This is a genomic window from Methylocapsa sp. D3K7, from assembly GCF_029855125.1.
GTDB lineage: Bacteria > Pseudomonadota > Alphaproteobacteria > Rhizobiales > Beijerinckiaceae > Methylocapsa.
In genome coordinates this window covers 2,051,878-2,077,818 of the sequence record NZ_CP123229.1, presented here as the reverse complement: position 1 = coordinate 2,077,818, position 25,941 = coordinate 2,051,878, and the positions used below count along the sequence as shown (strand labels likewise).

General features: G+C 57.4%; 22 protein-coding genes, 1 tRNA gene and 2 pseudogenes. 11 read left to right on the top strand and 14 right to left on the bottom strand.

The features are described 5' to 3' along the window. The first annotated feature begins 124 nt into the window (after positions 1–124). Positions 125–1,225: a DUF3047 domain-containing protein gene (locus QEV83_RS09515; protein ID WP_280127518.1), complete on the top strand. Its 1,101-nt coding sequence runs from the start codon at positions 125–127 to the stop codon at positions 1,223–1,225. Between the two features lie 213 nt (positions 1,226–1,438). Beyond that, positions 1,439–2,092: a cadmium resistance transporter gene (locus QEV83_RS09510; protein WP_280127517.1), complete on the top strand. Its 654-nt coding sequence runs from the start codon at positions 1,439–1,441 to the stop codon at positions 2,090–2,092. 260 nt (positions 2,093–2,352) lie between these two features. Here QEV83_RS09510 and QEV83_RS09505 read toward each other — a convergent pair whose 3' ends face one another. The 6 genes from QEV83_RS09505 to grxC form a co-directional block, all read right to left on the bottom strand. Further along, complete coding sequence (locus tag QEV83_RS09505) at positions 2,353–3,099, bottom strand: hypothetical protein (RefSeq protein WP_280130934.1); 747 nt, start codon at positions 3,097–3,099, stop codon at positions 2,353–2,355. A gap of 75 nt (positions 3,100–3,174) precedes the next feature. Beyond that, a complete protein-coding gene (locus QEV83_RS09500; RefSeq protein ID WP_280130933.1) occupies positions 3,175–4,053 on the bottom strand; it encodes a transglutaminase family protein in 879 nt (292 codons plus the stop codon). Then, positions 4,050–6,569 (bottom strand): circularly permuted type 2 ATP-grasp protein, encoded by a 2,520-nt coding sequence (locus tag QEV83_RS09495; RefSeq protein ID WP_280130932.1) that lies wholly within the window; start codon positions 6,567–6,569, stop codon positions 4,050–4,052. The genes QEV83_RS09500 and QEV83_RS09495 overlap by 4 nt, the downstream gene beginning before the upstream one ends. Continuing rightward, a complete protein-coding gene (mog, locus tag QEV83_RS09490; protein ID WP_280130931.1) occupies positions 6,566–7,132 on the bottom strand; it encodes a molybdopterin adenylyltransferase in 567 nt (188 codons plus the stop codon). The genes QEV83_RS09495 and mog overlap by 4 nt, the downstream gene beginning before the upstream one ends. 194 nt (positions 7,133–7,326) lie before the next feature. After that, on the bottom strand, positions 7,327–7,797 hold the full coding sequence (locus tag QEV83_RS09485; protein WP_280130930.1) for a DUF1178 family protein: 471 nt from the start codon (positions 7,795–7,797) through the stop codon (positions 7,327–7,329). Further along, positions 7,794–8,060, bottom strand: coding sequence for a glutaredoxin 3 (grxC, locus tag QEV83_RS09480; RefSeq protein WP_280130929.1), 267 nt, complete (start codon positions 8,058–8,060; stop codon positions 7,794–7,796). The genes QEV83_RS09485 and grxC overlap by 4 nt, the downstream gene beginning before the upstream one ends. Positions 8,061–8,292: 232 nt before the next feature. Between grxC and QEV83_RS09475 the strand changes: the two genes are divergently transcribed. From QEV83_RS09475 to QEV83_RS09465, 3 genes are all read left to right on the top strand, one after another. After that, the gene (locus QEV83_RS09475) at positions 8,293–8,778 is read left to right on the top strand and encodes a DUF2852 domain-containing protein (RefSeq protein ID WP_280130928.1); all 486 of its coding nucleotides are present in this window, start codon (positions 8,293–8,295) and stop codon (positions 8,776–8,778) included. 1,091 nt (positions 8,779–9,869) lie between these two features. After that, positions 9,870–10,658 carry a response regulator transcription factor gene (locus QEV83_RS09470; RefSeq protein WP_280130927.1) on the top strand — a complete coding sequence of 263 codons (789 nt, stop codon included), beginning with the start codon at positions 9,870–9,872 and terminating at the stop codon, positions 10,656–10,658. 110 nt (positions 10,659–10,768) lie between these two features. Further along, positions 10,769–10,845, top strand: a tRNA-Arg gene (locus tag QEV83_RS09465). 276 nt (positions 10,846–11,121) lie between these two features. On the opposite strand, the gene QEV83_RS09460 is transcribed toward QEV83_RS09465, so the two are convergent. Together QEV83_RS09460 and QEV83_RS09455 are read right to left on the bottom strand one after the other, a co-directional pair. Continuing rightward, complete coding sequence (locus QEV83_RS09460; RefSeq protein ID WP_280130926.1) at positions 11,122–11,313, bottom strand: hypothetical protein; 192 nt, start codon at positions 11,311–11,313, stop codon at positions 11,122–11,124. Between the two features lie 78 nt (positions 11,314–11,391). After that, a complete protein-coding gene (locus tag QEV83_RS09455; RefSeq protein WP_280130925.1) occupies positions 11,392–11,730 on the bottom strand; it encodes a hypothetical protein in 339 nt (112 codons plus the stop codon). Between the two features lie 638 nt (positions 11,731–12,368). Between QEV83_RS09455 and QEV83_RS09450 the strand changes: the two genes are divergently transcribed. Next, on the top strand, positions 12,369–12,638 hold the full coding sequence (locus tag QEV83_RS09450; RefSeq protein WP_280130924.1) for a hypothetical protein: 270 nt from the start codon (positions 12,369–12,371) through the stop codon (positions 12,636–12,638). A 79-nt stretch (positions 12,639–12,717) separates the two neighbouring features. Here the strand turns inward: QEV83_RS09450 and QEV83_RS09445 are convergent, their stop codons facing one another. The 3 genes from QEV83_RS09445 to QEV83_RS09435 form a co-directional block, all read right to left on the bottom strand. Then, complete coding sequence (locus QEV83_RS09445; protein WP_280130923.1) at positions 12,718–12,855, bottom strand: hypothetical protein; 138 nt, start codon at positions 12,853–12,855, stop codon at positions 12,718–12,720. Further along, complete coding sequence (locus QEV83_RS09440; protein WP_280130922.1) at positions 12,842–13,150, bottom strand: DUF1488 family protein; 309 nt, start codon at positions 13,148–13,150, stop codon at positions 12,842–12,844. The genes QEV83_RS09445 and QEV83_RS09440 overlap by 14 nt, the downstream gene beginning before the upstream one ends. A 285-nt stretch (positions 13,151–13,435) precedes the next feature. Continuing rightward, the gene (locus QEV83_RS09435; RefSeq protein WP_280130921.1) at positions 13,436–14,527 is read right to left on the bottom strand and encodes a fatty acid desaturase; all 1,092 of its coding nucleotides are present in this window, start codon (positions 14,525–14,527) and stop codon (positions 13,436–13,438) included. Positions 14,528–14,928: 401 nt separating this feature from the next. Between QEV83_RS09435 and QEV83_RS09430 the strand changes: the two genes are divergently transcribed. Further along, the gene (locus tag QEV83_RS09430) at positions 14,929–16,827 is read left to right on the top strand and encodes a KUP/HAK/KT family potassium transporter (RefSeq protein ID WP_280130920.1); all 1,899 of its coding nucleotides are present in this window, start codon (positions 14,929–14,931) and stop codon (positions 16,825–16,827) included. Positions 16,828–16,858: 31 nt separating this feature from the next. Beyond that, on the top strand, positions 16,859–17,731 hold the full coding sequence (locus tag QEV83_RS09425; RefSeq protein ID WP_280130919.1) for a DUF4239 domain-containing protein: 873 nt from the start codon (positions 16,859–16,861) through the stop codon (positions 17,729–17,731). Between the two features lie 464 nt (positions 17,732–18,195). Here QEV83_RS09425 and QEV83_RS09420 read toward each other — a convergent pair whose 3' ends face one another. Then, positions 18,196–20,463 carry a hypothetical protein gene (locus QEV83_RS09420; protein WP_280130918.1) on the bottom strand — a complete coding sequence of 756 codons (2,268 nt, stop codon included), beginning with the start codon at positions 20,461–20,463 and terminating at the stop codon, positions 18,196–18,198. Positions 20,464–20,991: 528 nt separating this feature from the next. Here QEV83_RS09420 and QEV83_RS09415 point away from each other — a divergent pair. Continuing rightward, positions 20,992–22,656: a L,D-transpeptidase family protein gene (locus QEV83_RS09415; RefSeq protein ID WP_280130917.1), complete on the top strand. Its 1,665-nt coding sequence runs from the start codon at positions 20,992–20,994 to the stop codon at positions 22,654–22,656. A gap of 113 nt (positions 22,657–22,769) precedes the next feature. On the opposite strand, the pseudogene QEV83_RS09410 reads toward QEV83_RS09415, so the two are convergent. After that, positions 22,770–23,255, bottom strand: a pseudogene (locus tag QEV83_RS09410) (DUF2778 domain-containing protein); the annotation flags it as partial. A gap of 611 nt (positions 23,256–23,866) precedes the next feature. Between QEV83_RS09410 and QEV83_RS09405 the strand changes: the two are divergent. Next, positions 23,867–24,274 carry a Spy/CpxP family protein refolding chaperone gene (locus tag QEV83_RS09405; RefSeq protein WP_348273277.1) on the top strand — a complete coding sequence of 136 codons (408 nt, stop codon included), beginning with the start codon at positions 23,867–23,869 and terminating at the stop codon, positions 24,272–24,274. A 388-nt stretch (positions 24,275–24,662) separates the two neighbouring features. On the opposite strand, the gene QEV83_RS09400 is transcribed toward QEV83_RS09405, so the two are convergent. After that, positions 24,663–25,139, bottom strand: a complete 477-nt coding sequence (locus tag QEV83_RS09400) for an NUDIX domain-containing protein (protein ID WP_280130916.1) — start codon at positions 25,137–25,139, stop codon at positions 24,663–24,665. A 213-nt stretch (positions 25,140–25,352) separates the two neighbouring features. On the opposite strand from QEV83_RS09400, the pseudogene QEV83_RS09395 reads away from it, so the two are divergent. Next, a pseudogene (locus QEV83_RS09395) lies at positions 25,353–25,640 on the top strand (NAD(P)-binding protein); the annotation flags it as partial. Between the last annotated feature and the right edge of the window lie 301 nt (positions 25,641–25,941).

The window sequence follows — 25,941 nt, the reverse complement described above, 5'->3', positions numbered from 1 at the left end:
ATTTGTAAACGGCATGCGCGCCCCAGCGGCCGTGCCGGATCGGGAACGGCTTGAACGGAACTGCCTGGCCGCGTATGGAGTGCCTGAAGTCCGGGGGTGGCCCGGGCATCGACAGGAGGAAATTTTGGGCTTCCAAAGGCATGCCGAACCCGATCCCGCCGCCGCACGCGACGCCTGGGCCAAAGCCATCGAGGCGAACGTGCCTCACCTACGCCAACACGCGATTGTGGCGGTGCTGGCGGCCTCGTCTGGCTGGATCGACACGGGCGTTGATCTGCGGGAGGGCGAGGAGGCGAGCCTGTTTTCAGTGGGCGTAGTCTGGCTCGCGAAGGAACTCGGCATCGGTTTCGATGCCGGTATGGCCCTCTGGTATCGCATTGGCGAGGGGACCATCGCGAAGTCGATCAGCACGACAACCAGCTTCAAGGCAGAACGCGCGGGACGCTTGATGCTGATCGCCAAGCCGCCGGGCGAATGGCTCGACGAGACCGGCCTCTTTGAACCCGGCTATCCCCATACGGGAGCGAGCGGGGCGTTGACCGTCGCGGTGCTGGTTTGGTCTGCCTCTGCAAGGGAGGGATTGGCAAAGCTGCGGGGCGCGGACGAGAGCGGCTTCGCGGCCCGCGAGATTGCAAGGCTCAATGTGCGAGTCCCGCCGGTTCCCGGCTGGCGGCATCTATGGCGCCTTGGCGAAAGTCAGATTTTCCGGGCCGACTCGGGAGACCAGCAACCGCCGCGGATTTGCTGTCAAACGGCGCGCGACGTCGGCATCCTGCAGTATCCGGTCGATGCCGTGCTCGATCGCTCGACGCAGCTTGCCTGGGCATGGCGGGCGGATGAATTGCCCTCGAAAGTGCGCGAGGACTCGCTGCCGACGCATGATTATTTCTCGATCGCGGTGGAATTCGATAATGGCCGCGATCTCACCTATATGTGGAGCGCCGCCCTGCCGGAGGGCAAGGTGTTTCAATGTCCGTTGCCATGGTGGGACAAGCGGGAGACGCATCAAGTGGTGCGCTCCGATTTGGCCAAGCTGGGTGCATGGCTCGAAGAAAAACAGACCATTCTCGATGATTACGAACGGGCGATTGGCGGGGAGCTGCCCAAGCGCATCGTCGCGGTATGGCTCATCGCGGTCAGCGCTTTTCAAAAAGGCAAGGGCCGTTGCAGTTTTGCGCGGATACGGCTGAAGAGTTCCAAGGGGGAGGTTTGGATCGGTCCGTGACATTGACGGGCCATCGGGACCCGAAAGGCAAGATGCGCTTAGCCCGTGAGGTTTTGAGCTCTTGCAATCGTACCAAATTGTTTCACGTGAAACGTTTTGGTACGATTGAAGCTGAAAACCTTACAAGCCTGCATCCTTGAATCTGCCTTCAGGCGTGTGCGAACGCTCACAAATTTGGTCCTATTGGATGAATGGTTTCACGAGGCGGTTTTCTTGGACGATGTCTTGAGTGCTCCGGTTTCCACCTATGTGTTGATTGAGGCGCTGAGCATTGCGAGTCTGGCGGCCGTCTCCTATGTCTCGACCAATTTGGACAATCTCATTCTTCTCTCGGCCTATGGCGTGAAGCCCGGCACCAAGCCCCTTTTTGTCAAGTTGACCTTTGTTTTCGTCTGTTTGACGGTGCTTTTTGTCAGTCTCGCATTGGCGCGTGCCGCCGATACTCTGCCAACCGTAGATCTGCGTTACTTGGGTCTCGTGCCTATGACTTTGGGCGCCTATCAACTTATCCTTTTGATGCGGGGGCGGGGCGGCGGCGCAAGCGGCATACAGGACAAAACGCCAAGCCAAATGACATTCGCTGCCTATGGCGGTTTCGCCCTGGTTCTTCTGGCCAACAGCAGCGACAGCGTCAGCATCATGACGCCGCTCTTTGCCGATCTGAAGCCAATGTTTGTTCTGAGCTGTTTTGCAGCCGCCATGATGGCGGCGGTCCTGATGAGCGTGCTCGCCGGCCAGCTTGTCCGTCATCCCGCAGCGCGGTTGTTTGTCGAAAAGATAGGCCAATGGGTTTTGCCTTTTCTCCTGATCGGGATCGGCTTGCTGATATTTTTGGATAAGCCAGCCGATATTTTTCTTGATCAGTGAAGCGACGGCATCGCTCATAGCCTCGACACGAGTTTCGTGTCCCGTTCGCGTTAACCTCAAATGCTGGGAGCTGGAGGCGACTGCTTGATGTTCAGTTGAAGCGTATTCTCCGCGGATATGTCTCCCTTGTCCACTCCGCTGCGTTCGGGTTTGAGTCCCGTCCCTCTGAGATGAATAAGATTTTTGAGAATATCAAACCAGAACGAGGCGCCGAAAAGGGCCGAACCCGCGACGATGAGCCAACTCGAGACTGCGATGAGCTAAGATTCCCGGTTGTTCCATTTTGGACTGGGTCCTTCGACCCAGCCTACCAGATAAGCGGGCTCAAGAGCTTTATAAAGTTTCGATGCCATTATGGCGTAATTCTCGGGATGTGAAGCGTCGCTCGGTTCATCGAAATGCAACGTCGCCAAATTTGCAACGGCCGCCGGATGCGTCCAGATCTGCGCGCTTTCATAAAGGACGTTGACATTGAAAAGGGCAGCGATGCCAAGCGCCACAAGAAACGACACCATTTGAGTTTGCTTCTTGTACCATCCGCTGAGGCGGTCCATCGAATTGTCGAACCAGACGGCGATATTGTTCTTGAATTTGTCGATGTCATTCGAGGATGCGGCCCATAGGGCTTGCATTGCTGCCTTCAACTGATTGTCTTGGATTTTGTCTATGACGGCGGCCGGCGATTCCCCTCCCAGCGTGTTATAAAACGCCAAAGCGAATTGCCGGGAATCGATGTAGGCAGGTTTGTGGGTGAGGTCTTCGAACGTTTCGGCCACACCGGAGGCCAATGGATTGATCAGTGCATTTTTATAGAGGTCGAGTGCGAGTTGACGCTTAGGATCTTCCTTATCGTAGTTCAAAAGCGCCCTGAAGCCATTGGCCAGGGTTTTCTCCCGCCATTGTCTCCCGGAACTGATGGCTTCGGTAATCGCGCTCGCCGCAAGGCTCACGGCAAGGAAAGAGAGGACCAATCCGATTGCAACGTCGATAATCGTGCTGTTGAACATGGCGAACCCCCCGGTTCATGCTGGCGTGCGTTGCCAATCTTGATAGAGCGCCCAGCAATAAGATCAGACGATATATCACACCCTCGGCACGACATCGACCTGCACGTCGACATCCTGCTCGCGCGAGCCCAAAATAATCCCGGCGACGGGAGAAATATCGGCATAGTCACGGCCTTGCGCGAGCACGATGTGATCATTGCCGATCATCATCGAATTGGTCGGATCTAGGCCAACCCAGCCATGCGCCTCGCCGCACCAGACCGAGACCCAGGCATGCATGGCGTCGGCGCCTTCGAGGCGCTTTTTGCCGGGCGGCGGAATGGTGCGGATATAGCCAGAGATATAGGCCGCCGGGAGGCCTATCCCGCGCAGCCCGGCGATCATGATATGCGCGAAATCCTGGCAGACGCCGCGCCGTTTCTCAAAGGCCTCCGAAATCGGCGTCGAGACGACGGTCGCCTTGGTATCATATTTGAAGTCGTCCCGGATCCTGTGCATCAACTCCTTGGCGCCAGAAAGCACCGGCCGCCCCACCGCAAAACTTTGCCGCGTGTAGCTGGTGACGGGTTCGTAGCGCGGCACGAGGCGGCTCGGGTGCAGAAAATGGGCGGGGGACTCCTTGTCGAGCGAGGCGCTCGCGAACCCTTGCCGGCGAACGTCTTCGAAGGCCGGGGTTGCCGCTTCGTCGAGTGGTTCGCCCCTGTCGATCGCGATGCTCGTATTCACTTCGACAATGAGTTTGCGATGCGCCGTTTCAATGGTCAGGAAGGCGAGGCGATTGCCGAAGAAGCAGAGCCGCTCGATCGTTTGCGCCGGTTCCGGGGTGATCCGAAGACTTGTCGAGAGCACCGTTTGTCCGGGACCGCCGATGGGCAGCAGGCGCAAGGCGCAATGCGAGAACGTCACGGTCGAACCGTATTCGTAAAGAGTGAGGTGGCGAATATCGTAGATCACGCGAGCCCGCTCGATTTGTCGGCGCGGGCGACATGCGGCCCTTGCAGGAAATATCGCGCCGCGATCGCGTCGGCGAGGCCAAGCAGGCTTTGCTCGAAACCTAGGATTTTTTCATTGTTGAGGCTCGCCGCGGTGGCGGTGGCGGCATCGGCGGCAAGTTGCAGGATCAGCCTGCGCGGCGTCTCGAGCATTCCGTCGTCGCTCAGCAAGGGCAGCGTTTCAAGATGTTCGTCGAGCCGCTCGATCTGAAAGGCAACCGAGCGCGGATTAAAGGGATCGAGTACCACCATGTCGCGCACGGGATTCAAGTTGACGCCCATGAGGTAACGCGAACGGTAGGTGATCTGCGAATCGACAAGATCGAGCAAGACGTCGAGATCATCGGCGGGCGCCTCGCCGCTGGCGAAATGACGGGCAAAACGGCAGGTGTTGATTCCCCGGTCGATCCGCCGGCCGGCATCGAAGATACGCCAGCCGGCGCCTCTGTTCATGTTTTCCTGGGCAAGGCCGGAGATGGCCGCGATGATCCGCAACGCTGCATCGGCCCGCTCATAAGCCTCGGCCTCGGCGAGCGCCCCGTGCACATCGACGGTGAGGGTGCGATTGAGATCACCAATCAACCGCCAAGTATCAGTGGAGAGCCGTTCGCGAATGAAAGATGCGGCGCGGCGGGCGTCACGAACAAGCAGCACGGCCGAACCATATTCCTCGTCGCCATGCAAGGCGGCGGCGACTAGCGCCATGGCGTTGGAGGCTGTGGCACGCGGCGCTGCGTGCCAGGAAGTGAGCAAGCTCGACAACTTCGAAACCGCCGAACCAGGATTGGCGGCGCCAGCGCCTGTCTCGATCATCCGGCTGGCGAGGCAGCGGATCAACCGAAGGGTTGCTTCCGAGCGCTCGAGATAACGTCCGAGCCAAAAGAGATTGTCCGCCGCCCGGCTAGGCAAGGTCCCCATGATGCGGCGGATGCGGACGGTCTCGTCGGTCGGCAGCAGGCTGACCATCTCGACCGGCTTGTCGGCGAGCACCCAAACATCGGCCGATTGGACGCCTTCCCCCATCGATACGGCGCGCGCGTCGGTGCGTCCGGAAATGCGGCAGAAGCCGCCCGGCATGATTTTCCAGCCCTGCGGCGTGTGCGCCGCGTAGACGCGCAGAACGAAGGGGCGCGGCTCGAGCCGGCCCTCGTGCCAGACCGGCGTCGTGGAAAGATTGACGACTTCTTGGCCGGCGTAATCTACGCCGCGCTCGGCGAGCGCCGCGACGAGCCGGCTTTTCTCTTCGCCCGTGAGAGACGCGCCAATGAGCGGCTGGCTGGAGGCAAAGCCTGGCACTGGATTGCCATAGGCGCCAGCGATCGCCAGTTCATCCATATCCTCGATGACCGATTGCCGCGCATCCTCCTGGCCGCACCACCAAGTCGCGATATTCGGCAGGCGCAGTTCCTCGCCCAGCAATTTGCGGCAAAGTTTCGGCATGAAACTCATCATGGCGGGCGCTTCGAGCACGCCGGAGCCGAGCGCATTGGCAATGACGACGCCCCCTTCCCGCAAGGCATCGACAAGGCCGGGAACGCCGAGCCGCGAATGGGCATTGAGTTCGAGCGGATCGGCGAAATCGCTGTCGATACGCCGCCAGATCACATCGGCGCGCTTCAGTCCGGCAATAGTGCGGACATTCACTTTGCCGTCGCGCATCGTCAAATCGCCGCCTTCGACGAGAAGCAAACCGAGATAGCGGGCGAGATAGGCCTGCTCGAAATAGGTTTCGTTGAAAGGCCCAGGGGTCAGAAGGCATATGCGCGGATTTGAGCGCTGCGCCATCGAGGTGAGACCGAGCCGGAAGGCCTCGAAAAACGGCGCCAGCCGCTCGACATTCATATCGCGGTAGAGTGCCGGAAAAGCGCGCGCCAGGACAAGCCGGTTGGCAAGCGCATAGCCGGCGCCCGAAGGGGCTTGCGAACGATCGCCCAAAACCCACCACCTCCCGTCTGGCCCGCGCCCAATGTCAGCGGCGTAGATATGCAAAAATTTGCCACCCGGCGGCTTCACGCCATGCAGCGGATGGAGAAACTCGGGACTGCCAGTGACGGCGGCGGCGGGCAAATCGCCAGAGTCGATCAGCTGCCCCTCGCCATAAATATCGGCCAAAACCAGTTCCAGAAGACGCGCCCGCTGCTCGATGCCTTCGGCGATCTCGCGCCATTCGCCCGCTTCAATGAGAAGCGGCACATGCGAGAGCGGCCAAGCGCGCTCGCTTGTGTCACCATAGGCACGGTAGGAGACGCCGGTGTCGCGAATATGCCGGTCCGCCGTGGCGAAGCGGCGGTTCATATCGCTGGCGCTGAATTCCATGAGCTTGTCGAGAAACCGCAGCCAATGGGCGCGCGGCTGCCCATCGGCGCCGATGAATTCATCGGGAATGCCCGGCAGCGGCGTATAACCAGCGGTCAGCTTGGCAACACGCGCGGCAGCGTCAACTTCGTCTTTTGCCCGGTTCGTTGCGCTGCGGCTCATCGCGTGCTGCTTGACCCGGAGGGATTTGGCCGGAAGGATTTGAGGATTGCCGGGTCCGTTTCGATTGTGGCGGCGCCTATGAGATCGAGACAATAGGGAACTGCGGGAAAAACCGCATTGAGACAGGTTTCGATCGCGCTGGGTTTGCCCGGCAGGTTTATCACGAGACAAGGCCCGCGGTGGGCGGCGAGCTGCCGCGACAGGATCGCGGTTGGAACTTGCTTCAGGCTTTCCATGCGCATCAGTTCGCCAAACCCCGGCAATTCACGCGGCGCGGCGGCGCGGGTTGCCTCCGGCGTCAGATCGCGCGGCGACGGTCCGGTTCCCCCCGTGGTCAGGATCAAATCGCAATGCTCCTTGTCGGCGAGTTCAATTAAGGTGTCACGCACGGATTCAAACCCATCCGGAATGATTTTCCGGACGATATGAAAAGGGCTTTTTAGGATTTTCGTCAAATAGGCGGCGATGGCGGGGCCGCTTTGGTCCTCATAGAGCCCGGCGCTGGCGCGGTCGGATGCCGTGACGACCCCGATAATGGCCGCGCGCTGTGTTTCATGTGCCATTTGGCCAACCTGCAACCTTGTGAATCTGTGCGGACCCGCTGGATGTCCATGTGGGCTCCTTATCACGGAATGCGGGCGGAAAATTTCAAAAACCGCGGTTGCCTCCTTGCCGGACGCGGGGCGTCACGTGCAAAGCAAGAATGCGGCCAGAGCGAATGCAGGCTGGCCGTTATGATGCCGGATCAGAGCACGCTCTAATTAAAATCGTCCGGGAGGGCCGGAATGGGCAAAATCGCGATCCCTTCTTCGATCAAGGCGCGCGCATCGTCGATATTTGCCTGACCGTGGATCGGTCGCTCTTCGACAAGACCATCGTGAATTTTGCGCGCTTCCTCCACGAAACGCGTCCCGACATCCTCGGTGTCTTCAAAAATATGTTTGCGGAATGCCGCGATCATGGTGCGGGATTCCGGATCGCGGATATCGCTTCGTGCTTTCTCGACGAGAGCCCCTGGCTGCGGCGGAGCATTTTGCGCCGGTTGGATGGCCCGCGCGATTTCGCTCTTATTGGCGATTGCTGGCGCCATGATTGCTTTTGTTACATCCGCCTGGCAAAGGGGGCAAAGCACAAGGCCGGAGGCCGATTGTGTTTCAAAAGCCTCGCCGCTTTGAAACCAGCTATCGAATTCATGGCCGCGTGCGCAACGCAGGGCGAATTTAATCATGGAACAGGGCCGGCCAACAGCAAATCAAGCTTACCACTCCGCTCAAGGTCATGCAGTTCGTCGGAATCGCCAATATGGACACCGTCAAAAAAAATTTGCGGAACGGTCCTTCGGCCATGTGCCAGCGCTGTCATTTGCGCGCGCGCCACGGGATCGCCATCCACCTGGATTTCCGTGAAGGTCAGATTTTTTTCCCGGAGCAAATTTTTGGCCCGCAGGCAATAGGGGCAGGACATCGTCGTATAGAGGGTAACGTGCGGCATGGCGGACCTTTCACAAAATCTTTATATGGGAAACGAGGCATACCCCGCAACAGCCAAGCGCATGAGGTTGCGCCCGAAATCGGCACCCAAAACATGCCGCCGCCAATATTTTTCCGTCCGGTGTCGACAAGAAAAAAACCGTACCCATATCTGGCTCGCCGCGTCCCGGCGTTTCGCGTGATACGCGGCGGCGGAGGCGGGGATACCGAAGCGTTGCCAAAGGAGCAACAAGATGAATACCGACACCGGAATGGCTTACCAATCTTCGAACGGTCCAACGGGCAGCACGAATTGGCGCGGGTGCGCCAGCGGAGAGCCTTGGAAACTGATCGAAGTTCTTTCGATGGTTATGGGCTTCATCGTGTTTTGGCCGCTCGGCGTTGCCGTCATTGGCTGGAAATTCTGGCAAAGAAAATCCGGTTATCAGGGCGATATCGTCACGTTCGGGCGGGAAAAGTGGAACGCGACGTGGGGCGCTCGACGCTGGCGCACCGCAGCGGATCATTGGCCGGGCTCCGGCTCTGGCATGGGCTCGACAGGCAACCGTGCGTTCGATGAGTGGCGTGCGGCGGAACTTGCCCGTCTCGACGAAGAACGTCAGCGGCTTATCGCCGCGGAGCGCGAATTCGCGGATTATATGGAAAATCTTCGCCACGCCAAGGATCGCGAGGAATTCGAGCGCTTCATGACCGAGCAGCAAAGTCGCCAGGGACATTAGAGACAGAAGATGCCCATGACCGGCGGGAGGGGGCCGGCGGTCATTGCAGCTTCGCGCCGCGGACTGTCCGCGGCGCGGTCCAATCGGCCAGCGTCTTTGCCTAACAGCAACGGAAGTTAAACGGCGCCGTTAATGGCGTTCTCAAGAGGCGCTTGACCAGGGCGCGCAATTGATTTTATAACCGCGAAATGGAAAAGCCGGTTGTAATCAAGGTTTAGCCAGCCGAGATTTCGGGCAACCATAACGTGGACTCCCCGCGAGAAGAGGATATGATAGCTGCCGCACGAACGCTAAGTTCAGTGCTTGTGGCGAGAGGTGCTTCGGCAGGTAAGCTTTGGGCCTTGGTCCTATGCTGGAACTGTAGCAGACATCCTACCAAGCGGGAAACAACAACTAGAATCATGCAAGCATCAGTAGGAGGAATGTAATGGGCGAACTTCTTGAAATCGCGAGTTTTATTGGTACCCCGATCGGGGCAGTCATGGCTATTGTCGGCGTGGCCGCTCTCTATTTTTTCGGCCGTTGGGTCCTCGCCGATTAAATCTTTAGGTATCTGCGAGCTCTCGGGTGCCGCTGTGGTGCGATCTGCTTCGATCACCTCAAGCCCCGGAGCTAACGTGGACGTGAAGAACGAAGAAGGTGTAATAGCCACGCTATCTGAGTTTGTGTGCTGAGTTAACAATCCCGCGTCCAAGAATGGGCTGCTAACAAATAACACGGACCTTTGAGCCGGGCGTCACATGCAGCAAGCTTCGATCGTCTGCTCCTGGTGGCAGAGACTTAAGTTGATGCGATCGCGGGCGTGGTTCTTCTTTTTTACATTTTTGACTCTTTGGAACGCGGGGTTACGTCAAGCCGGGGGCGCCGGACGTGATTTTTTGCGGATCTTTGCTTTGAGGTCCCTCGGCGGTAGTTTCGCAAGGGATTAAAAAGGGATTGAGATGCCACGAGGGCGCGGCTTTTTTCCGCAAGGACACACGGTGCGTGAGTTAAGGCGCGAGTAGAGAGTTCCACGGGAGAAAACTTTGGCCCAGGAGTCGTCGACCAGGATCGGATCCAAACCATTTCAGATGTTTGGCGGCTTGCCGACAGTGTCCCAAGCTCCTTCCTCCAGCGGCCATGAAAGTCCGGAGCGTCAACCAGCACCGCAAGTTTTTGACCTTTCTTTAAGCCCCAACAACAGCCCCCCAAGCGACACCGATCGCAGCAATTCGAGTTACCCAGATCCGCAATATGGCAGGACGAGTGAACCCTCAGAACGGGCCCGTCCTATTTTCCCGGTCAATATCGCCATCGCCGATAAAAACCCGATGGTCTTAAGCGCATTGGAGGCGCTTCTCACCCGCGACCGGCGGTTCAACCTTTTACTGATGGCGAGCGACGGCCTGCATTTTCTGAATTCCTTGACTCATCTGCCTGTCAGTCTGGGGGTAATCGGATGGGAACTTCCGCCAATTCGCGCGCCAGAAATTTTGCAGGCGCTGGCCAAGCGCCCCGGCGCGCCGAAAATTGTCGTTTATAGCGGTACCAGGGACACGGCGGCACCGGCGGAAACATTACGGCTGGGCGGCGCCGGATTCGTCACCAAGCTGTCGCCCCCGGAACGGCTGCTCGAGGTTTTCGCGGCGGTTGCGTCTGGAGATATGGTGTTTCCATTCGTCGATATTCATCGAGTCCGGCCAAATCCCCTAAAGAGCCTTACGCATCGGGAGCGCGATCTGCTCGCGGCTTTGGAATCCGGACGGAGCAACGCTCAATTGGCGCGGGAATTTGGCGTTTCGATCAATACGGTGAAATTTCATTTGCGGAATCTTTTTGGCAAGCTCGATGTCCGTAACCGGACCCAGGCCATCTGTCTTTACCTGGAAACCAAGCGCTGATTTGGTTAAGCGGTTCGCTGCTCTTCGTGCCATCTTACAAGAGTAGCAAGGCGCACGCTCTTATGCGCGGCACGAGTGTAGACGCATGCGAGTTGGTCGGATATGGGATTGTCCCGGTAGCTCAGCAGGATAGAGCAACGGTTTCCTAAACCGTAGGTCAGGGGTTCGAATCCCTTCCGGGACGCCAGTTCGCCTAGAGCATGATCGCTCATTGCCCGATTCTTTGGATGCAGTGGACATCGTGCCTATAGGCAGCGAGCTGATCCGAAAACCATTTGATCAAATCCAAGGCATAGTGGCGGGCCGTCCTTTGAACGATGGCCATCGACGCCATTGGCAGGATTCTTGCTTTCCGTCATTGCTCGGTTATTCCTCCCCGAGCCCGCTTACCCCTGGGCCCGGCTGCCTAATTCTGCGCCGGGATCAGGGGTTTTTTATAGATGGATGCTTCCATACGGGGGGATCATTGAATGGTCCTGCCGGTACGTTCTAGCGATATTTTGCAGAGATTGCCAAGGAACTCATGGAGATCAACAAGTTCCTCATGCGTGTCGGACGTTCCTCCCCCTTGAGATTCCAGATCTTCCAGCTCCGCGATTCGCTCACGAAGCGTCTCGATGATTCCTTTAGAAGCGATCCTGATCTCAGTGCCCATTGTTGCTTTGCCTTGGCCAACCCGCCTATGCCACTAGATAAGTCTCGCGTATTTTGGCAAGTGGCAATCGGGGACGCATCACTCAAATGGGAGACCTTGATCCGTCTCGCCAGGGTGAGGCACTGAATCGCGTCCCGGATGATGATACGGACCTTCATGCCGCATCTTTGGCAACATTTGCGCCGGGGGCCCCAGCGGCCTGGTTTTCCCAAGAGGCAATCTTTCGTCGGCGGGCCTGATGGCGGCTTTTTCGCCCCGCATGACCAGTTTACGAATTTTGGGGGCGAGTACGGGATCCGCTAGGTCCAGATAGGCGAGCCAAAGCCTGTTCACTTCGAGCCTCTGCGACTCGTAAGCCACCATTGCGGCCTGCCACGCCTCTCTTGCGGCTCGTATCCTCCCAGGCGTATTGGTCATAACTCCCTCCTGCTAGCGGGCTTAAGGATAATGAAACGAATGCACCTTGGCGGATGCAAACCAGATCCGCCCAGCTTCATGTATCACGAAGGGAACCATCGAAATTGACTCGCCCTAAATTTGCCATGACTGTGACGGCTGCGCCACAGTTTTGAATGCGGCCAATTGACTGTTTTTGTTCCGCTGAGAGCTGCCGTGGTAAGTTGCTTGAATATGGGGACAGCGAGATATTCTGCGGCGTGTTACGACACACCCCTTGCCAATTCGCCCACAATGGCCCACATGTAGGACGGTAACGTAGATGCCGTTAGGGCTCCGTTGCCAGATACGGTCGCGATGGGCTGGGGCAACGCCGGATGTACGCGTGCTCTTCCACTCGTGGCCGTTGTTTTTAGGCTCCTGGCATGTCTGCCCGCTCTTGATCGGGAGCAAAATACGCAGATATTCTCGCAGCGTTTTGCCAGGCAACAGCTTGCCAAAATTCAAATGGCGTCCTTGAGTGCCGCCCATTGATTTGCTGCCCCCGTCTCGTTCCGAAGTCATTATCGCGCTGTTCCTGGTCAGCCGAGCGTGGCAGAGCGTGATGAAATGCGTCCCGCTTCTACGTTCTCTCATACTTATAAAAAGGAAAAAAACTTATGACACGGCACATCTACTCGGTAGGTCAGCATGTGAACTTCGATGGGCGAGGTGGAACCTATTTGAAGCGGGTTGGTTTCTTTACCATCACGAAGCTTTTGCCGCCGGTGGGCACGGAATTACAGTATCGCATCAAAAGCGATGGAGAAGCTTACGAACGCGTCGCCAGCGAGCATGAGCTCCAGGCACAGGAGCAAAAATCAATTGCGGCGACTGAAAAAAGATCGCCTGAGGCCGATGCCGCGCATGTTTTCGGTGAGCACCCATAACCCCCGCTGAGGCTCACAAAAAATATTGATATAAGATGCTTCCCGCCCCGCATTTGCGGCAGCTATCGCGGCGCGGTTCTTATTTCTTGTTTGACTTCGCTGCTTCCCCTGCCTTCTTTTGAATTGAAGAAAAGGTTGACACGGGTGCGGCCTCCTTTGGCTTGATTTTTTTTGGCTTCTTGGCTTCACGATTGCCGTGTTTGTCACCTCTTGACATGTTTTCCTCCATGATGAACGGGCTGCGATAAATCTGCCGCCGACAATCGAAGATAACTCTGCCGCTGCGGCGAGCGAGCGTAAACGGCGCTAGCGGCTTCTTGTATCCGCGCGAGATTCACGTCGAACACATGCAGCATCGATGCCTCGTCGTGATCCGAATAGGGGCTGATCTTGAAAAGGGCCTCCTCCTCTAGGTAGAAAGAGACCTCTGTCGTTGAATCATGTCCCCAAAAGCGGACACAATGCCTTGACGCATCGTAATTGCGGCTAGCATTGGGGAAGTGTAGAGCCATTGGATCACCAACTCGGGTGTAAAAGGCCGCGCGTGCCGCGCCGGCTCGTTTAAGTACAGACTATCGCGACAAGCGCCGAGCACAACTCAAACCTCATCGCTTATTGATATATAGGAATTAACCCGACGTATATTAGATTCGCGCGAGGATTTGGTTGCGGGCCGTTCTCAACTTGCCCTAGTCGCTATCTATAACGGTGCCGGAAATCCAAAACGCCGTACTTTTGCGCACTCTTTGCGCACTTAATGATCCTGATGGCGCGCGCTTACGAACGCGCCATTGCAGCTATGGTTCCGTTTGAATGCTTTGTGTATCGGTCGAATGTGGTGTTTTCATCTCGACCATACCCGGCCTGGTGCTCCGTATCTCCCCAAAGGAGACGAGGCGCCGTCGGCTCTCGTCCCAAAGCACCATCCGCACACAACGGAAACTCTGCAACAGCGTAAGCCGTCCAATCGCCGCGACATGCGGATGATCCCGTAGCACCTGGGGTAACCGGTAATAAGGGATTTTGCTGCAGAGATGATGGATGTGATGCGCCCCAATATTGGCGGTGAACCAGCGCAGGACATGCGGTAAATCGTAATGTGAGCTGCCGCGCAGCGCCGCCTCGTGAAAATTCCATCCTCCCTCGTCACTGGCCCAGAAGGTATCCGCGAACTGGTGCTGGACGTAAAAAAGCCACACGCCAATCGAGCCTGCGAAAACGGTAATTGGCAGTTGAACGAGCAGGAATGGACGAACCCCAAGCAGCCAGATCATCCCAGCGACGAGAATAGTGATCCCGGCGTTTGTTGACATTGTACTTAGCCAGGACCGCCAGCCGCCGCGCATCATTCCCATTGGCAGCCGGTGCCGCAAGACAAACACATACACGGGACCAATCCCGAACAACACAAACGGGTGCCGGTACAAGCGGTAGAGCAACTGGCGCCATCGTGACAGTGCCAGAAATTCGCGCACGGTCAAAGTGTCGATGTCGCCGATGCCTCGGCGATCGAGACAGCCCGAACTTGCATGATGGATTGCGTGGGCTTTCCGCCAGAAATCGTAGGGCGTAAGCGTAAACACACCAATCACGCGGCCAAGCCAGTCGTTGGCTTGGCGATGGCGGAAAAATGCCCCGTGGCCGCAATCGTGCTGAATCATGAAAAGGCGGACAAGGAAACCGGCCGCCGGCAGGGCGAGCAAAAGACAAATCCAATAGCCAATGTCCAAAGCGGCCCACATCGCAATCCAGATGAGGACAAACGGCACCGCCGTGATCGCCAGTTCGAAAAGGCCACGGGCGCCATCGGGCTTGCGATAGCGGGCGAGGACAAGCGAGAGCGCGCGGTAATCGCGCGGCGTGCCCGCGTTCAAAGTTCGTTGATCCATGCGTATTCCAGGCTTTCGTTGAGTTCCCCGGAATGAACGCTAGGGCGTGACACCGAGACGTGTATGTATAAAATTGATCACCGTTCCAGGACTTAGGCCAAAGTTTTCGCCATCCGGTTGGGAACGGGATTGAACCCCGATCGGGGGAGTAGGAGCCGGTGATCGGCGGGTTGTGCGAAACCGAACATCTCGAAAGCTTTGTTTTCCGCAGGGTGCGAGCCATCAGCGGTTGAGACTTCGGATGAATGCTCTCGATCGCGGCCGATCCTTATAGCAAGTTTGTGGCAACGTCAAAATCGCAACATGGCTCCGATCGGAGGCTTGGAGTGCTGAACGGGCGTGCCAGAAGAGATTGCCGATTATGTATCTTTCACATTTCTTAGATTGCAGGATTTGAACTCATGGGCCAAGCCGCCAAAAACCCGCAGCCTGATGCCGCTCGTTCACCCGGACGGGCAAGTTTGGCTGCGTTAAGTCTCTCCGCGCTTGGGATTGTTTTTGGCGATATCGGGACGAGTCCACTTTATACACTCAAGACCGTCCTCAATCTGACCAGCGGCACGCCGCAGCCCGAAGCCGTCCTGGGCGTTCTCTCATTGATCCTATGGACGCTGATCCTCATTACTTCCGTGAAGTATGTGACGCTTGCCATGAGTATCGACAATGATGGCGAGGGCGGCATTCTTGCGCTCATGGCTCTGCTTGGTATCAAGAAACATCAAAGGCCCGCGATCGTCGCGGCGGGATTGTTCGGCGCCGCTCTGATCTATGGCGATGGTGCGATCACGCCGGCGATTTCGGTTCTCTCGGCGCTCGAAGGCTTGAATATCGCGACGCCGGCCTTGAAGCCCTATGTCCTGCCCGCGGCGGTCGTGATTCTCGGGGCGCTTTTCGCCATCCAGCCGCTTGGGACGGCGCGCATCGGAAAAGCCTTCGGCCCGATTATGGCTCTTTGGTTCTTGTCCATAGCGGTGCTGGGTATCCTTGGGATCTTCCGGCATCCGGCTGTCTTCGCCGCCCTCAATCCTCTTCTCGGACTTCACTATCTTTTGTCCAATGGTTACACGAGCTTTCTCGTTTTGGGCGGGGTCTTTCTTTGCGTAACCGGCGCCGAGGCGCTCTATGCCGATATGGGGCATTTCGGCCGCCGTCCTATCCGGCTCGCTTGGTCGGGTCTCGTGCTCCCGAGCCTGTTCCTCAATTACGCGGGGCAGAGCGCGATCGTCATTGATGGCGCCTCTACCGCCGACAATATCTTCTACCGGCTGTGCCCTGAACCGCTGCTCATTCCTTTTGTTATTCTGGCGACGCTCGCGACGATCATTGCCAGCCAATCGATCATCACCGGAGCCTTCTCGATGACCCGGCAGGCCATCTTGCTGGAATGGCTGCCGCGTCTTCGGATCACCCAGACATCCGAGAAAGGCTACGGCCAGATTTACGTCGGGGTCGTCAACTGGCTGCTCATGGCGGCGACAATTGGCTTGACGTTGTTCTTCGGGAGTTCGGACCATCTTGCCGCCGCCTATGGCATCGCGGTCTCGGCAACCATGCTTTTGACGACGGCACTCCTCTTCATTGCCATGCGTGAGATATGGGGCTGGGGGCTCCTTTTGAGCGGGGCGGTTGCGGGCATTTTCCTCTGCATAGACACCGGCTTCTTCCTTGCCAATCTCACCAAGGTCGCCGATGGCGGATATGTTCCTTTGATTCTCGCCAGCCTCGTTTATGGCGTCATGCTGATCTGGCACCGGGGATTGATGGCGGTCGGCCGGGTCTTCAACGAGCAGGTCGTTCCGGTTGATGAATTCTTGGGTATGATCGAATCCAAAAATATTCCACGAGTTCCTGGCACCGCTGTATTTCTCACACGGAGCGTTCGCGACACGCCACCCGTCATGGTTTGGCACGTGACGCACAGCCGGGCCTTGCACGAACAATTGTTCGTTCTCAGAATCGAAATACAATCCGTTCCTAGGATCAAGGACTCCGAACGCTTATCGCTGACCGAGCTGGGGCCGAATTTCTGGCGGGGAACGGCGCGCTACGGATTTATGGAAAGACCGAACATTCCGGATCTCTTGAAAGAAGCGCGCGCGCAAGGTTTCCCCCTCCAGCTCATTGACGTCACCTATTATGTTGGCCGCGAAACCATCGTTCCCAAAGAAGACGGGAAGGGACTGCCCGGATGGCAGACTTCGTTCTTCGCTGCGATGGAACGAAATGCCGTGCATGTGACAGCCTTTTTCAAACTTCCGATTGATGACGTTGTCGAGATCGGCCGCGAGATTGCGATCTGATCTTCCAACCTGAACAAAGCAGGGTATCGTTATGTTTTATTGGATCTATAATTATCCAAGCTGGGTCATCGAGGCTTTGTTTTGCTTTTTGTCTGTCGGTCTGACCTGGTCGGGCATTTTTCTTACGCGCTTGACTTTCCATTCCTGGATCCATCGAGAAAAGCGCACCAATGATATGGTCGGTGTGGCATTGTCGAGTTATTTCGTGCTTTTCGGTCTCTTGCTTGGCCTCCTCAGTGTTGCCACCTATCAAAATTACAACGATATCGGCAATCTCGTCGACAAGGAAGCCTCTAGCATTGGTTCCCTCTATCGTGATTTTGCCGCCTATCCGCAGCCTATCCGCGGCCAATTGGAAGACCGCTTGCGCGAATATGCACGCTATACGATTGAGGAGGATTGGCCGAAGATGCGCAAAGGCATCGTGCCAGAAGGAGGAACCGTCCGCGTCAATGAGCTCTTCAAAGTATTGGTCGCCTTTGAGCCCATCAAGAAAAGCGAAGTGATTTTTCACACCGAAGCCGTAGAGGAGTTCAACAATCTCATTGTGCTCCGCCGGGACCGGCTTGCGAGTGTTTCAACCGGGTTGCCGGCCGTCCTTTGGTGGGTTGTGATGTTTGGCGCGCTAGGGAACATCGTTTTGATTTGGCTGCAGGACATGCAGATCCATGTGCACCTGATTCTCGGCGGTGTCTTGGCGTCTATCCTCGGGCTTGTGATTTTCTCTATCGCGGCGCTCGACAATCCGTTTCGCGGCAGCGTAAGCGTTGGTCCAGATGCGATCGCTCTCGTTTATGAGACATTGCTGGAACAGAGCAGCCCCGGCACCGGAAAGCCCGCCCCCGGTGCTTCCGTGGTTTCAAATGTGCCAGCTCACATACGCCGGACGAACAAAAGGATATAGGCTGACATGGGACGTGATTGCATTGGAAAATGTCCCGAAAATTATTGACAGGCGAACGGAAGGGGAGAACACTTGCAGTGCTTTCTCCGTCGTTCACAAGAGCCGGTTGGAAGCAGAAGGGTCCTTCTTTCGGCAACTCATCGATTCAACTGCAATGGAGAAGCGATGACTCCACCTGGACAGTATAACGGACCCCGTCAGGCACGGGGTCACGGCGGCGCGTAAGTCTTAAATGCCGGCCATGCTGAAACGCCGCCGCCCTTAATCAGATGTCTTCGAGCGATATCGCCCGCGAAGGCCAAGTAGACGTTACCTCGCGCAAGTCTGCCTAAATCACAGATCGCTTCGCCGAGGCGAAGCCAGAGCCCTGCTGATGCTTGAATGCGCCGGGGCTCGCTGTGTCGTGAACGGCCTGCCTGAAATTGCGGAACTTCGCGCGCTCCGCAATATGGTAGCCTTTCCGCTTACCTCGCCGCGCTCTGCACCTTTTTGAAGATCGCCGCCAGACGGACGTTTCCACTGAGCGTGAATGTATATGTATCGGATGAACTCACTACTTTCCTGCCTTGGGTCCAGTGGACAAAGGTAAAGCCGTTCGCGGCCGTGGCTGTCACGGTGCACGCGCAGCCTTCTGGGAATGTGCCGCCGCCGCTGACGGTACCGTCAGCCGTAGGCGATGCCTTGACCGTGATTTTGTATTGCTTCGGGTTGACGGTCAGCATCACGGTGCGGGTTGTGCTTCCAGCGCCATTGGTAGTGTTGTTGAAATTAATGCTCGAGATGTAGGTGTTGGGCGAAAGAGTTTTTACGTGGGTGTTGATCCTGAAGGCAACGGTCTTGGGCGATGGACTGAGTGTTCCTGACGTCGATGATACGGTGAGCCAGCTCGGCACGTTGGTGATCGCATAAGTCAGGCTGCCCATAGAGGCGCTGAGCTGGTAGCGGAACGATGACGGTGAGAAGGAGCCGCCATGCACACCCGAGGCAACGATACCGGTTGCGGGAGTGAGTGCCAGCGTGGGACCGGACGCACAGGAGCTTGCGACCGTCACGGCTGTCCCGGCGGAGGCAATGCCATTGGCGATCGCGTAAAGTGTGCTGGCGCCGAGTTCAGTGGCCGCCGCCACCGCAAAATTTGTTGATCCTGTTTGGCCGGGCGCAATGGACATAGTGCTATGCCCGGACGTGCGCGCATAGAACACATGTCCGCTGCTGTTGTTGACGATGCGCACCAGCGGATAGTTGGTCGCTCCCTGCACGTCATCGCCGTAGGCCGCCCCTTGCGTCAGCCCATTGAGCTGAGTGCCGTCGAGGACGTATGAGCTGCCGGGCGCGACGCAGCTTGGCACGGAGGTAACGGACGGCACCCAAGCCGCATTGGGGCTGCCACCTGGCGTGTAGATCTCGACATTGGCGCTGAAATCGGTCGCCAGGATTTGGCCGTTCGGCAGCACGAGGAAGTTATAATAGAAGGCGCCCGAGGTGCTTGCGAAGAAGACGTCATCGGCCACCTGATTGATGGTGTTTGCACTGGTAAATTCAAAAAAGTGAGTGGGCGGATTGCCGAAGCCTGGACTTGCGGCAAACAAAATATTGCCGTTCGGAAGCAGCGCCGCCGGAGCGTCGGGAAGCGTATAACTTGTTCCCCCAATCGCGGGAACATTGGGACCCGTGATCCAGCTGTTGGTGGAGGTTGTATAGATTGCAGTGGGATCAGCCGTTAGAGCGGTACAGCCGGTATTGCCGCCAAATGCCACGACACTGCCATCGGGGCGGGTGACGGACGGGCCTATTTCAAAATTGTTGCAGGCAACCGGATCGATAAGCGATATGGGCGTGCTTGCGATCCCAGTCCACGAGCCCGCTGCCGGATCATATTGCTGGGCCTTGGGCGGATCCCAGACATCGATCGTCATCACCTTGCCGCTCGGCAAAAGCGTATAGCCTTGCTCGTTTTGGTAGCCGCTAGGCGCTCCCGTGCTTGTCCAGATCAAAGCCGAGGCATTGAACAGGGCGTCAACGGACGGATTGGCGCAGCAACTGCTGAGCAAATATATACCGTTGGGCAGCACGGTGCTTGCCGCGTCGCCAATGGTGGTCCAACCGGTGCCACTGGGTGCCGGTACTGGGCTCCAGCTATTGGCCACCGGATCGTAGATGGCGCCCAAGTTGGTCCAGACCTCGTTGGGGTTTGTTCCGTTGTATTCGCCGCCCATGATGATGACGCGGCCATCCGGCAAGACCGCCGAGGCGTTATATTGCGGCGCATATTGCGTGCCTTTGATGACCGGCAGCGAGCCGATCGCAGTCCAAGTGCCGTTGACGTAGCTGCCGGTATTGTCAGGGGTCAGCTTCCACCAATCGGGGGCATCACAGTTATGCACAATGACGGTCCCGTCGGTCAGCAGTTGCGGATCACAAAGCCCGGGAGCACCGCCACCGGGCACAGCCGTGACCACCTGCCAGGTTCCTCCGGCGGGCGGAGACAGCGGTTGCCGCGTCGCTCGTGGAAGCCCAGACGGCCGCCGGGGCAGTTTTGACAGGAACTCATTCCAAACCGTAGGATGAGACTTAAAGAATGCCAATTTGGCGACGGATAGCCGGGGCCGGATCGGGGACTGCGGTTCCGCATGGCTTGCGGCGATTCCAATGAGGATCGCGATCACGGCGAATGCCGCCCGCAAAGTCCAGGCGTCAATTTTAGAAAAATACCCAATGGATGAACTTGTCATTGTATCCACCAACTGCTGAAAAAAATTTTCGAAAGTTTCTGATATTCGCCCTGCTTTAAAAAGTAGAGGATTCGTGTTTAAGAATACATGAGTTGCCAGGCCGTGCGGAAGGGCATGGACGGTCCTGCGTCCGGCACAAAGCGGCACAAATTTTATTACCATGCAATACCAAAAAGTTATGCGGCGGGCGGGTGAGCCGTGTACCCCTTCTGCCGCCTCCCCGTGAAACCGCTGGAAAGTCACGCGATCCGGAGGGATTTTCGGGTAGCCAGACTCGCCGGGAATGCTACGACCCATAGGGAAGTGATATTAATGTCAGCTTTTGGCATGGCCGGCCCAGCCGGGGTCGCATGAAATAGTTCTGGGCCTTGTGGGTTCTGCGATCATAGACGGACGTTTCGTTTAAATGCCGAATTTTTCTCAGGAAATGGAACCGCTGAGGCTTTGTGCGCGTTATCCGAAGAGGGGCTCGATGTGTTCGAGCGGCGCACGGCAAAAGACAGTCTGAGCAGGGGGATCTCCAATCACATGAGAATTTCTGTTGAGGCGCGCGGCCGGATGGTCTCCGCGTGCATCTTTTCGGCGATCTTTGCAATCTCGGTTGCGACGAAGGCCCTCGGCCTCGAGGCGATGCGGACGGCGGCGCTGGGGAGCTCTTCGTTCGACACTGAACGGTCTGGGGCCGCACGCAGCGCAAATCGCCATGGCAGCTTGAAGAATAGCGGTGCGAAGTCTGAACCAGGGGTGAAGCGTGCCGAAGTCAATAACCACGAGTTGCCGCTTTTTGCCGTTGTTTCGATCGCTGACCAGCGGGTCTCCATATACAATCACGATGGGCTCGTTGATCGCTCGGCGGTTTCGACTGGCATGCTTGGCCATGCGACACCCAAGGGCGTGTTTACCATAATCGGCCGCGAGCGATTCCATCGCTCGAATATCTATTCTGGCGCACCGATGCCGTTCATGCAGCGCATCACTTGGTCGGGAATCGCCATGCATGTCGGCGTCGTTCCCGGTCATCCAGCCTCGCACGGCTGCATCCGCCTCCCCGCCGGGTTCGCCGCAAAACTATGGGGATTGACCAAGATCGGCGAGCGCGTCGTCATCTCGCCGGAGGAAGTGACGCCGATCGAATTCGTATCTCCACTGCTCCCTGCGCCAAAGATGCAGGTCGTGGCGGAAGCGGACCAAGCTGCTCCCAGCACGCCGCAGGCGTCCCTCGCTGCCACCCCGCCGTCGTCTCTAATCAATCCGCATCAATACGCCGAGCAGCTCAGGGCTAAGGCTGTGGCCGAGAAGGCTGCGGCCGGCAAGACCATAAAGGAGATGTCCGCGGCCGTCCGGGTAGGGCAGCGAGAAGCTGCTCGCGCGGCCGCTGAGCTCAAAGCGGCCGAAGCTGCCTACGCTTCAGCTCAGGCGAAAGCCGAAACCGCGGCCAAGGCAGACCAAGTGGTGGGCTCCGACGTGTCCGCCAGCCAACAGGAATCCATCCTGGGGGCAGAGCTCAAGGCCGCCGATGAGATTGGCGCCGGCCGGTCAGTGGCTCGACGCCCGGCCAAGCCGTACGAACAGATGGTGGGCACCACGGATACGGCTGCGGAGCTGGCTGATACCGCGGCTAAGCTCGAGGCCGCGACAACCGCTTCCGCTGCTAAGGCCGCTGACTTGGAGGACGCCGTTCGACAGTTGAACGATGCGACAGAAGCCTACGGCGCCGCCACAAATGCCGAGAAGGAAGCGGTGCGGCGAATGTCGCCTCTGTCCGTTCTGGTCAGCAAAAAAGACCAGCGGATTTACGTGCGCCAGGGTCTGGCGCCTGTGTTCGATGCGCCTGTAAGTGTGCGCGATCCTGCAACGCCGCTGGGTTCGCACCTTTACATCGCAACGGCAGCGGAAAACGATGGGACTTCGCTCAAATGGTCGGTCGTGTCGATCCCGACTCGGAGTGCTGAAGAATGGCGCGAACATAAGAGGAAAGCGGCTTCGGGCGCCGAACAGGTCGAGTTACCGCCGAAACCGCGCGGGTCCCCTTCGAGCGCCGCCGATGCGCTTGAGCGAATCGAGATTGCCAAAGACGTTCACGACCGGATCGCGGAGCGCCTATGGACAGGCGCCTCGCTCATCATTTCTGACCAGCCGGTCAGCGGAGAGACGGGCCCGGTTGGCACCGACCTCACGGTGAAGGTGCGCTAGCAGCGCACGCGACGCGGGAGGTCACGCAAGTCGCCCTGGTGATTGGTGCACGCAATGGCAGCAATGATGGCATAGGCAAGGCGGGAAACCCCGCTTTGAGATCACCGACCTGCTCAGTCCATCAACAACGCGACAGATGGGAATCCGTATCGCTGAACCGTCGAGATTTTCAACGGTACTGGCGCGAATGAGGCCTGCGCTAAAGTCAGCTCGTACCCGTTGCGGACTTTCAGATTATCCACCACGATCAGTTGTTTGACCTGACCATTTTGAAATGCCTGCAAAAACACATTGTAGTTCTTGAAGACCACACATCCATTGGACTCACCCCTCCGACCAAGCATGTAAGTGTGGGCGAGGAGACCTGACCGTCCAAAGGTGTTACCGCCGCTTATAGGTTTGAGACGCAACGCCTGAACCCCGTGAAAGGTCTTCTCCCTTAACGCCAGCTCATAGACATTGGGCGGCGTCGCTCCACGCATGCGTTCCTGCACGTAACGTGGATCGTCCAACCTGTCGCCTTTGCCTGAATGCGCTTCCAATTTTGTGCCATCCGGTAGATAGACCGTGTGCTCTGAGATGTCATAAACGGCCGTCCAGGAATATAAACCGAGCAACGGGCCCGGTGTGATCTGTCGCTCATTATCAAGAACGTCGCTTTCTAGAGCCGCGTTCGGCGGCGCAGTCTGAGACAGTTGTTGTCCAGAATGCTGCGGCGTATCGATGAACTCTTCCGAATAAACGCGATTATCGGAGGAAGTGGCTGTTAAAGCGGGATTTCTGTCCTGCTGCGTCAAGAGGACAGAGGATTGGGACGGGTTACAAAGGCCAGTCATTATGACTGTCCAAAGCAAGGCAATTTCTGCCTGTCCATATAGCTGAACGTCGCTACGACTCGCGATGCACGCGACCAGAGCGAAGAGAGACCCGGCAACCATTATGGAGTCGACGTAAAGCTCGTTCATTGCTCCTCTCACCAGGTCAGAAGTACGCGTATCCGAGTTCCTCTAGCTGAAGCCGGGTTTCCCGGTTGCTTTAGTTGTTAACGGGAAGGCATACTTCGTTGCACTCAAGACTCGAATGTCCCGGCATTTCGTCAAAACTTCGTCAAAGTCACGCTTGACACGTTAATGACTGGTGAGTGTGGGATTAGTGCAACATATAGCGCGGCTGGCGACGCGAAACGAATTGCTCAAACTGGCAGTGAAACCTGCCAAAAGGAGCAGCGCAACTGATTGCGAAAGATGGGAAAATCGCCATCACGGATGCACGCATCGCAGCACTGAAAACCGGGCTCAAACTGACGCCGGCGCAGGAAAAGAATTGGCCCGCGTTGGAAACGGCATTACGCGAACAGGCAAAATCGCGCGCAGTGCGTATCGCAGAATGGCGCGACAAGGCCAAGGAACTTCAAGAGCATCGCAGCGTGATTGAAGGCCTACAGCAACGCGCCAAACGCCTTGCGGCTCGCTCTAGCGAACTGGAACAACTCGTCGACGCAGCAAAGCCTCTTTACGACAGTCTCGACGACGCCCAAAAAGGCCGCTTCCGGGCGCTACTACATATCGCTACCGAAAAACATTGGCATCACGGAATCGAAGACTTTCATCGCGGCTAGCAATGCGATGAGCGTTGTCAGATTGGCCAAGTATGGTCAGCTGTTAACGACCGGCTTCTGATGTCTCGGGTTCTGGATTGGTTGAAAGGCCCAAAGAGCCGCGCCGCTGTTGTAATCATTGGCGGCGGCGGCTGGTCGGTCGCCACTTTTCCCATCGACCCACCATATGGACCAGGCGTCGCCTTCCTCCTCCATCCATGCGGAGCAAAAAGGGATCGCAATCGCTTCAGACCAAGACATCAGAAATAATGCGCCGGTAGCGATCACCCCAATGCAACGCCGCAGAGGGCGTCGTCCAGACAAATCAATGCCGGAGAATCAGCTTTTTTATTCCATCTGTGCGCAAATTCACCCCTGTTCGGTCATGCACGAACATGCACCTATTTCGTCACCACCGTTCTGAAAGAGGTGCGCCCAACATAACCTCGGTGATGCGGGCCCGTGTTCCGCGAGTCGTATCCTCAGGAAGAGCATCGAGAGAAAAAAAGCCGTGTGCGGCAATCTCCCGATTGGGTGCCGGCGCACGCTGCTGACGGAAGGAGCGCACAACAAATAGCGCAACGTGGTCGCGCTGTGATACCCGGCTGTTGAAGAACAGGCCGTGCAACACCGGCGGCTCGAGAATTTCGATATTGCCCTCCTCCACGAGTTCGCGAGCCAGAGCCTCGGCCATCGTCTCTCCGGGTTCCACCCCGCCACCCGGCAATTGCCAACCGGGAACATAGGTATGCGTGATAAGAAAGATCCTTTGGTCTTTATCAATCGCGAGCCCGCGAACGCCGAGTGTCACCCCCCTTGTCCAGCGCCAATAGAGGTGAAAGGCCCGGCGGATCGTTGGTTCAAATGTTTGCCGCACTCTGTTCATTCGAGTCGTGCCGCTTTGAGAAAGTGAGTGGCATATATTAGACGCTCCCTCATAGAGCTCGAACCAGCAAAAGCCAACCCTAATGACACTCCTTGACGATCGTTTGAGGGACCGCCAGCCGGGAACTGATGCTTCTCTTCGCACGCGGCGCTTCTGCCCGAACACTGCCTTTTGCAGTATGATCCTCGCCGTTCATGGCTTGTGAAAGGGCGGATGATGTACGATGTGGTCATCATCGGCGGTGGTCACTATGGTCTTGTTTGCCCGGCCTATTTGGCGATCGCCGGTCTCAAGGTATTGGTGCTCGATCAGCGCCCCATCGCCGGTGGCGCCGCGATGACGGAAGAATTCGGTCCAGGCTTTCATAATTCGGTCGCGGCGTATGCTGTTTCTCTATTGAACCCAAAAATCATTCGTGACCTCGATCTTGCCGTGCATGGACTGCGGATCGTCGAGCGCCCGGTGTCTAACTTCCTGCCTTTGGGCAACGGAACCTTTTTGAAGGTCGACGGCAGCCACACGAAACGAGAAGTTACGAAATTCTCGGCACGGGATGCGGGGTATCTCGACCTTTCGCATGAATGTCGCGCTGTCCGATTTGCTGGGGCGCGCGCCGTCGGAACACCACGCCTCTGGCATCATCATTGCCCCGAGCCTCACCTATATGGAGAGAGCCTATTTCGATGCGCGCACTTTTGGCTGGTCGCGCCGCCCTATCATCGAATTGGTCATTCCGTCGACACTCGACGGTCCCGGTCGGGGCGCCACTGAAAGTGGCGTTCGACGCCAGCAAAAAACGCGG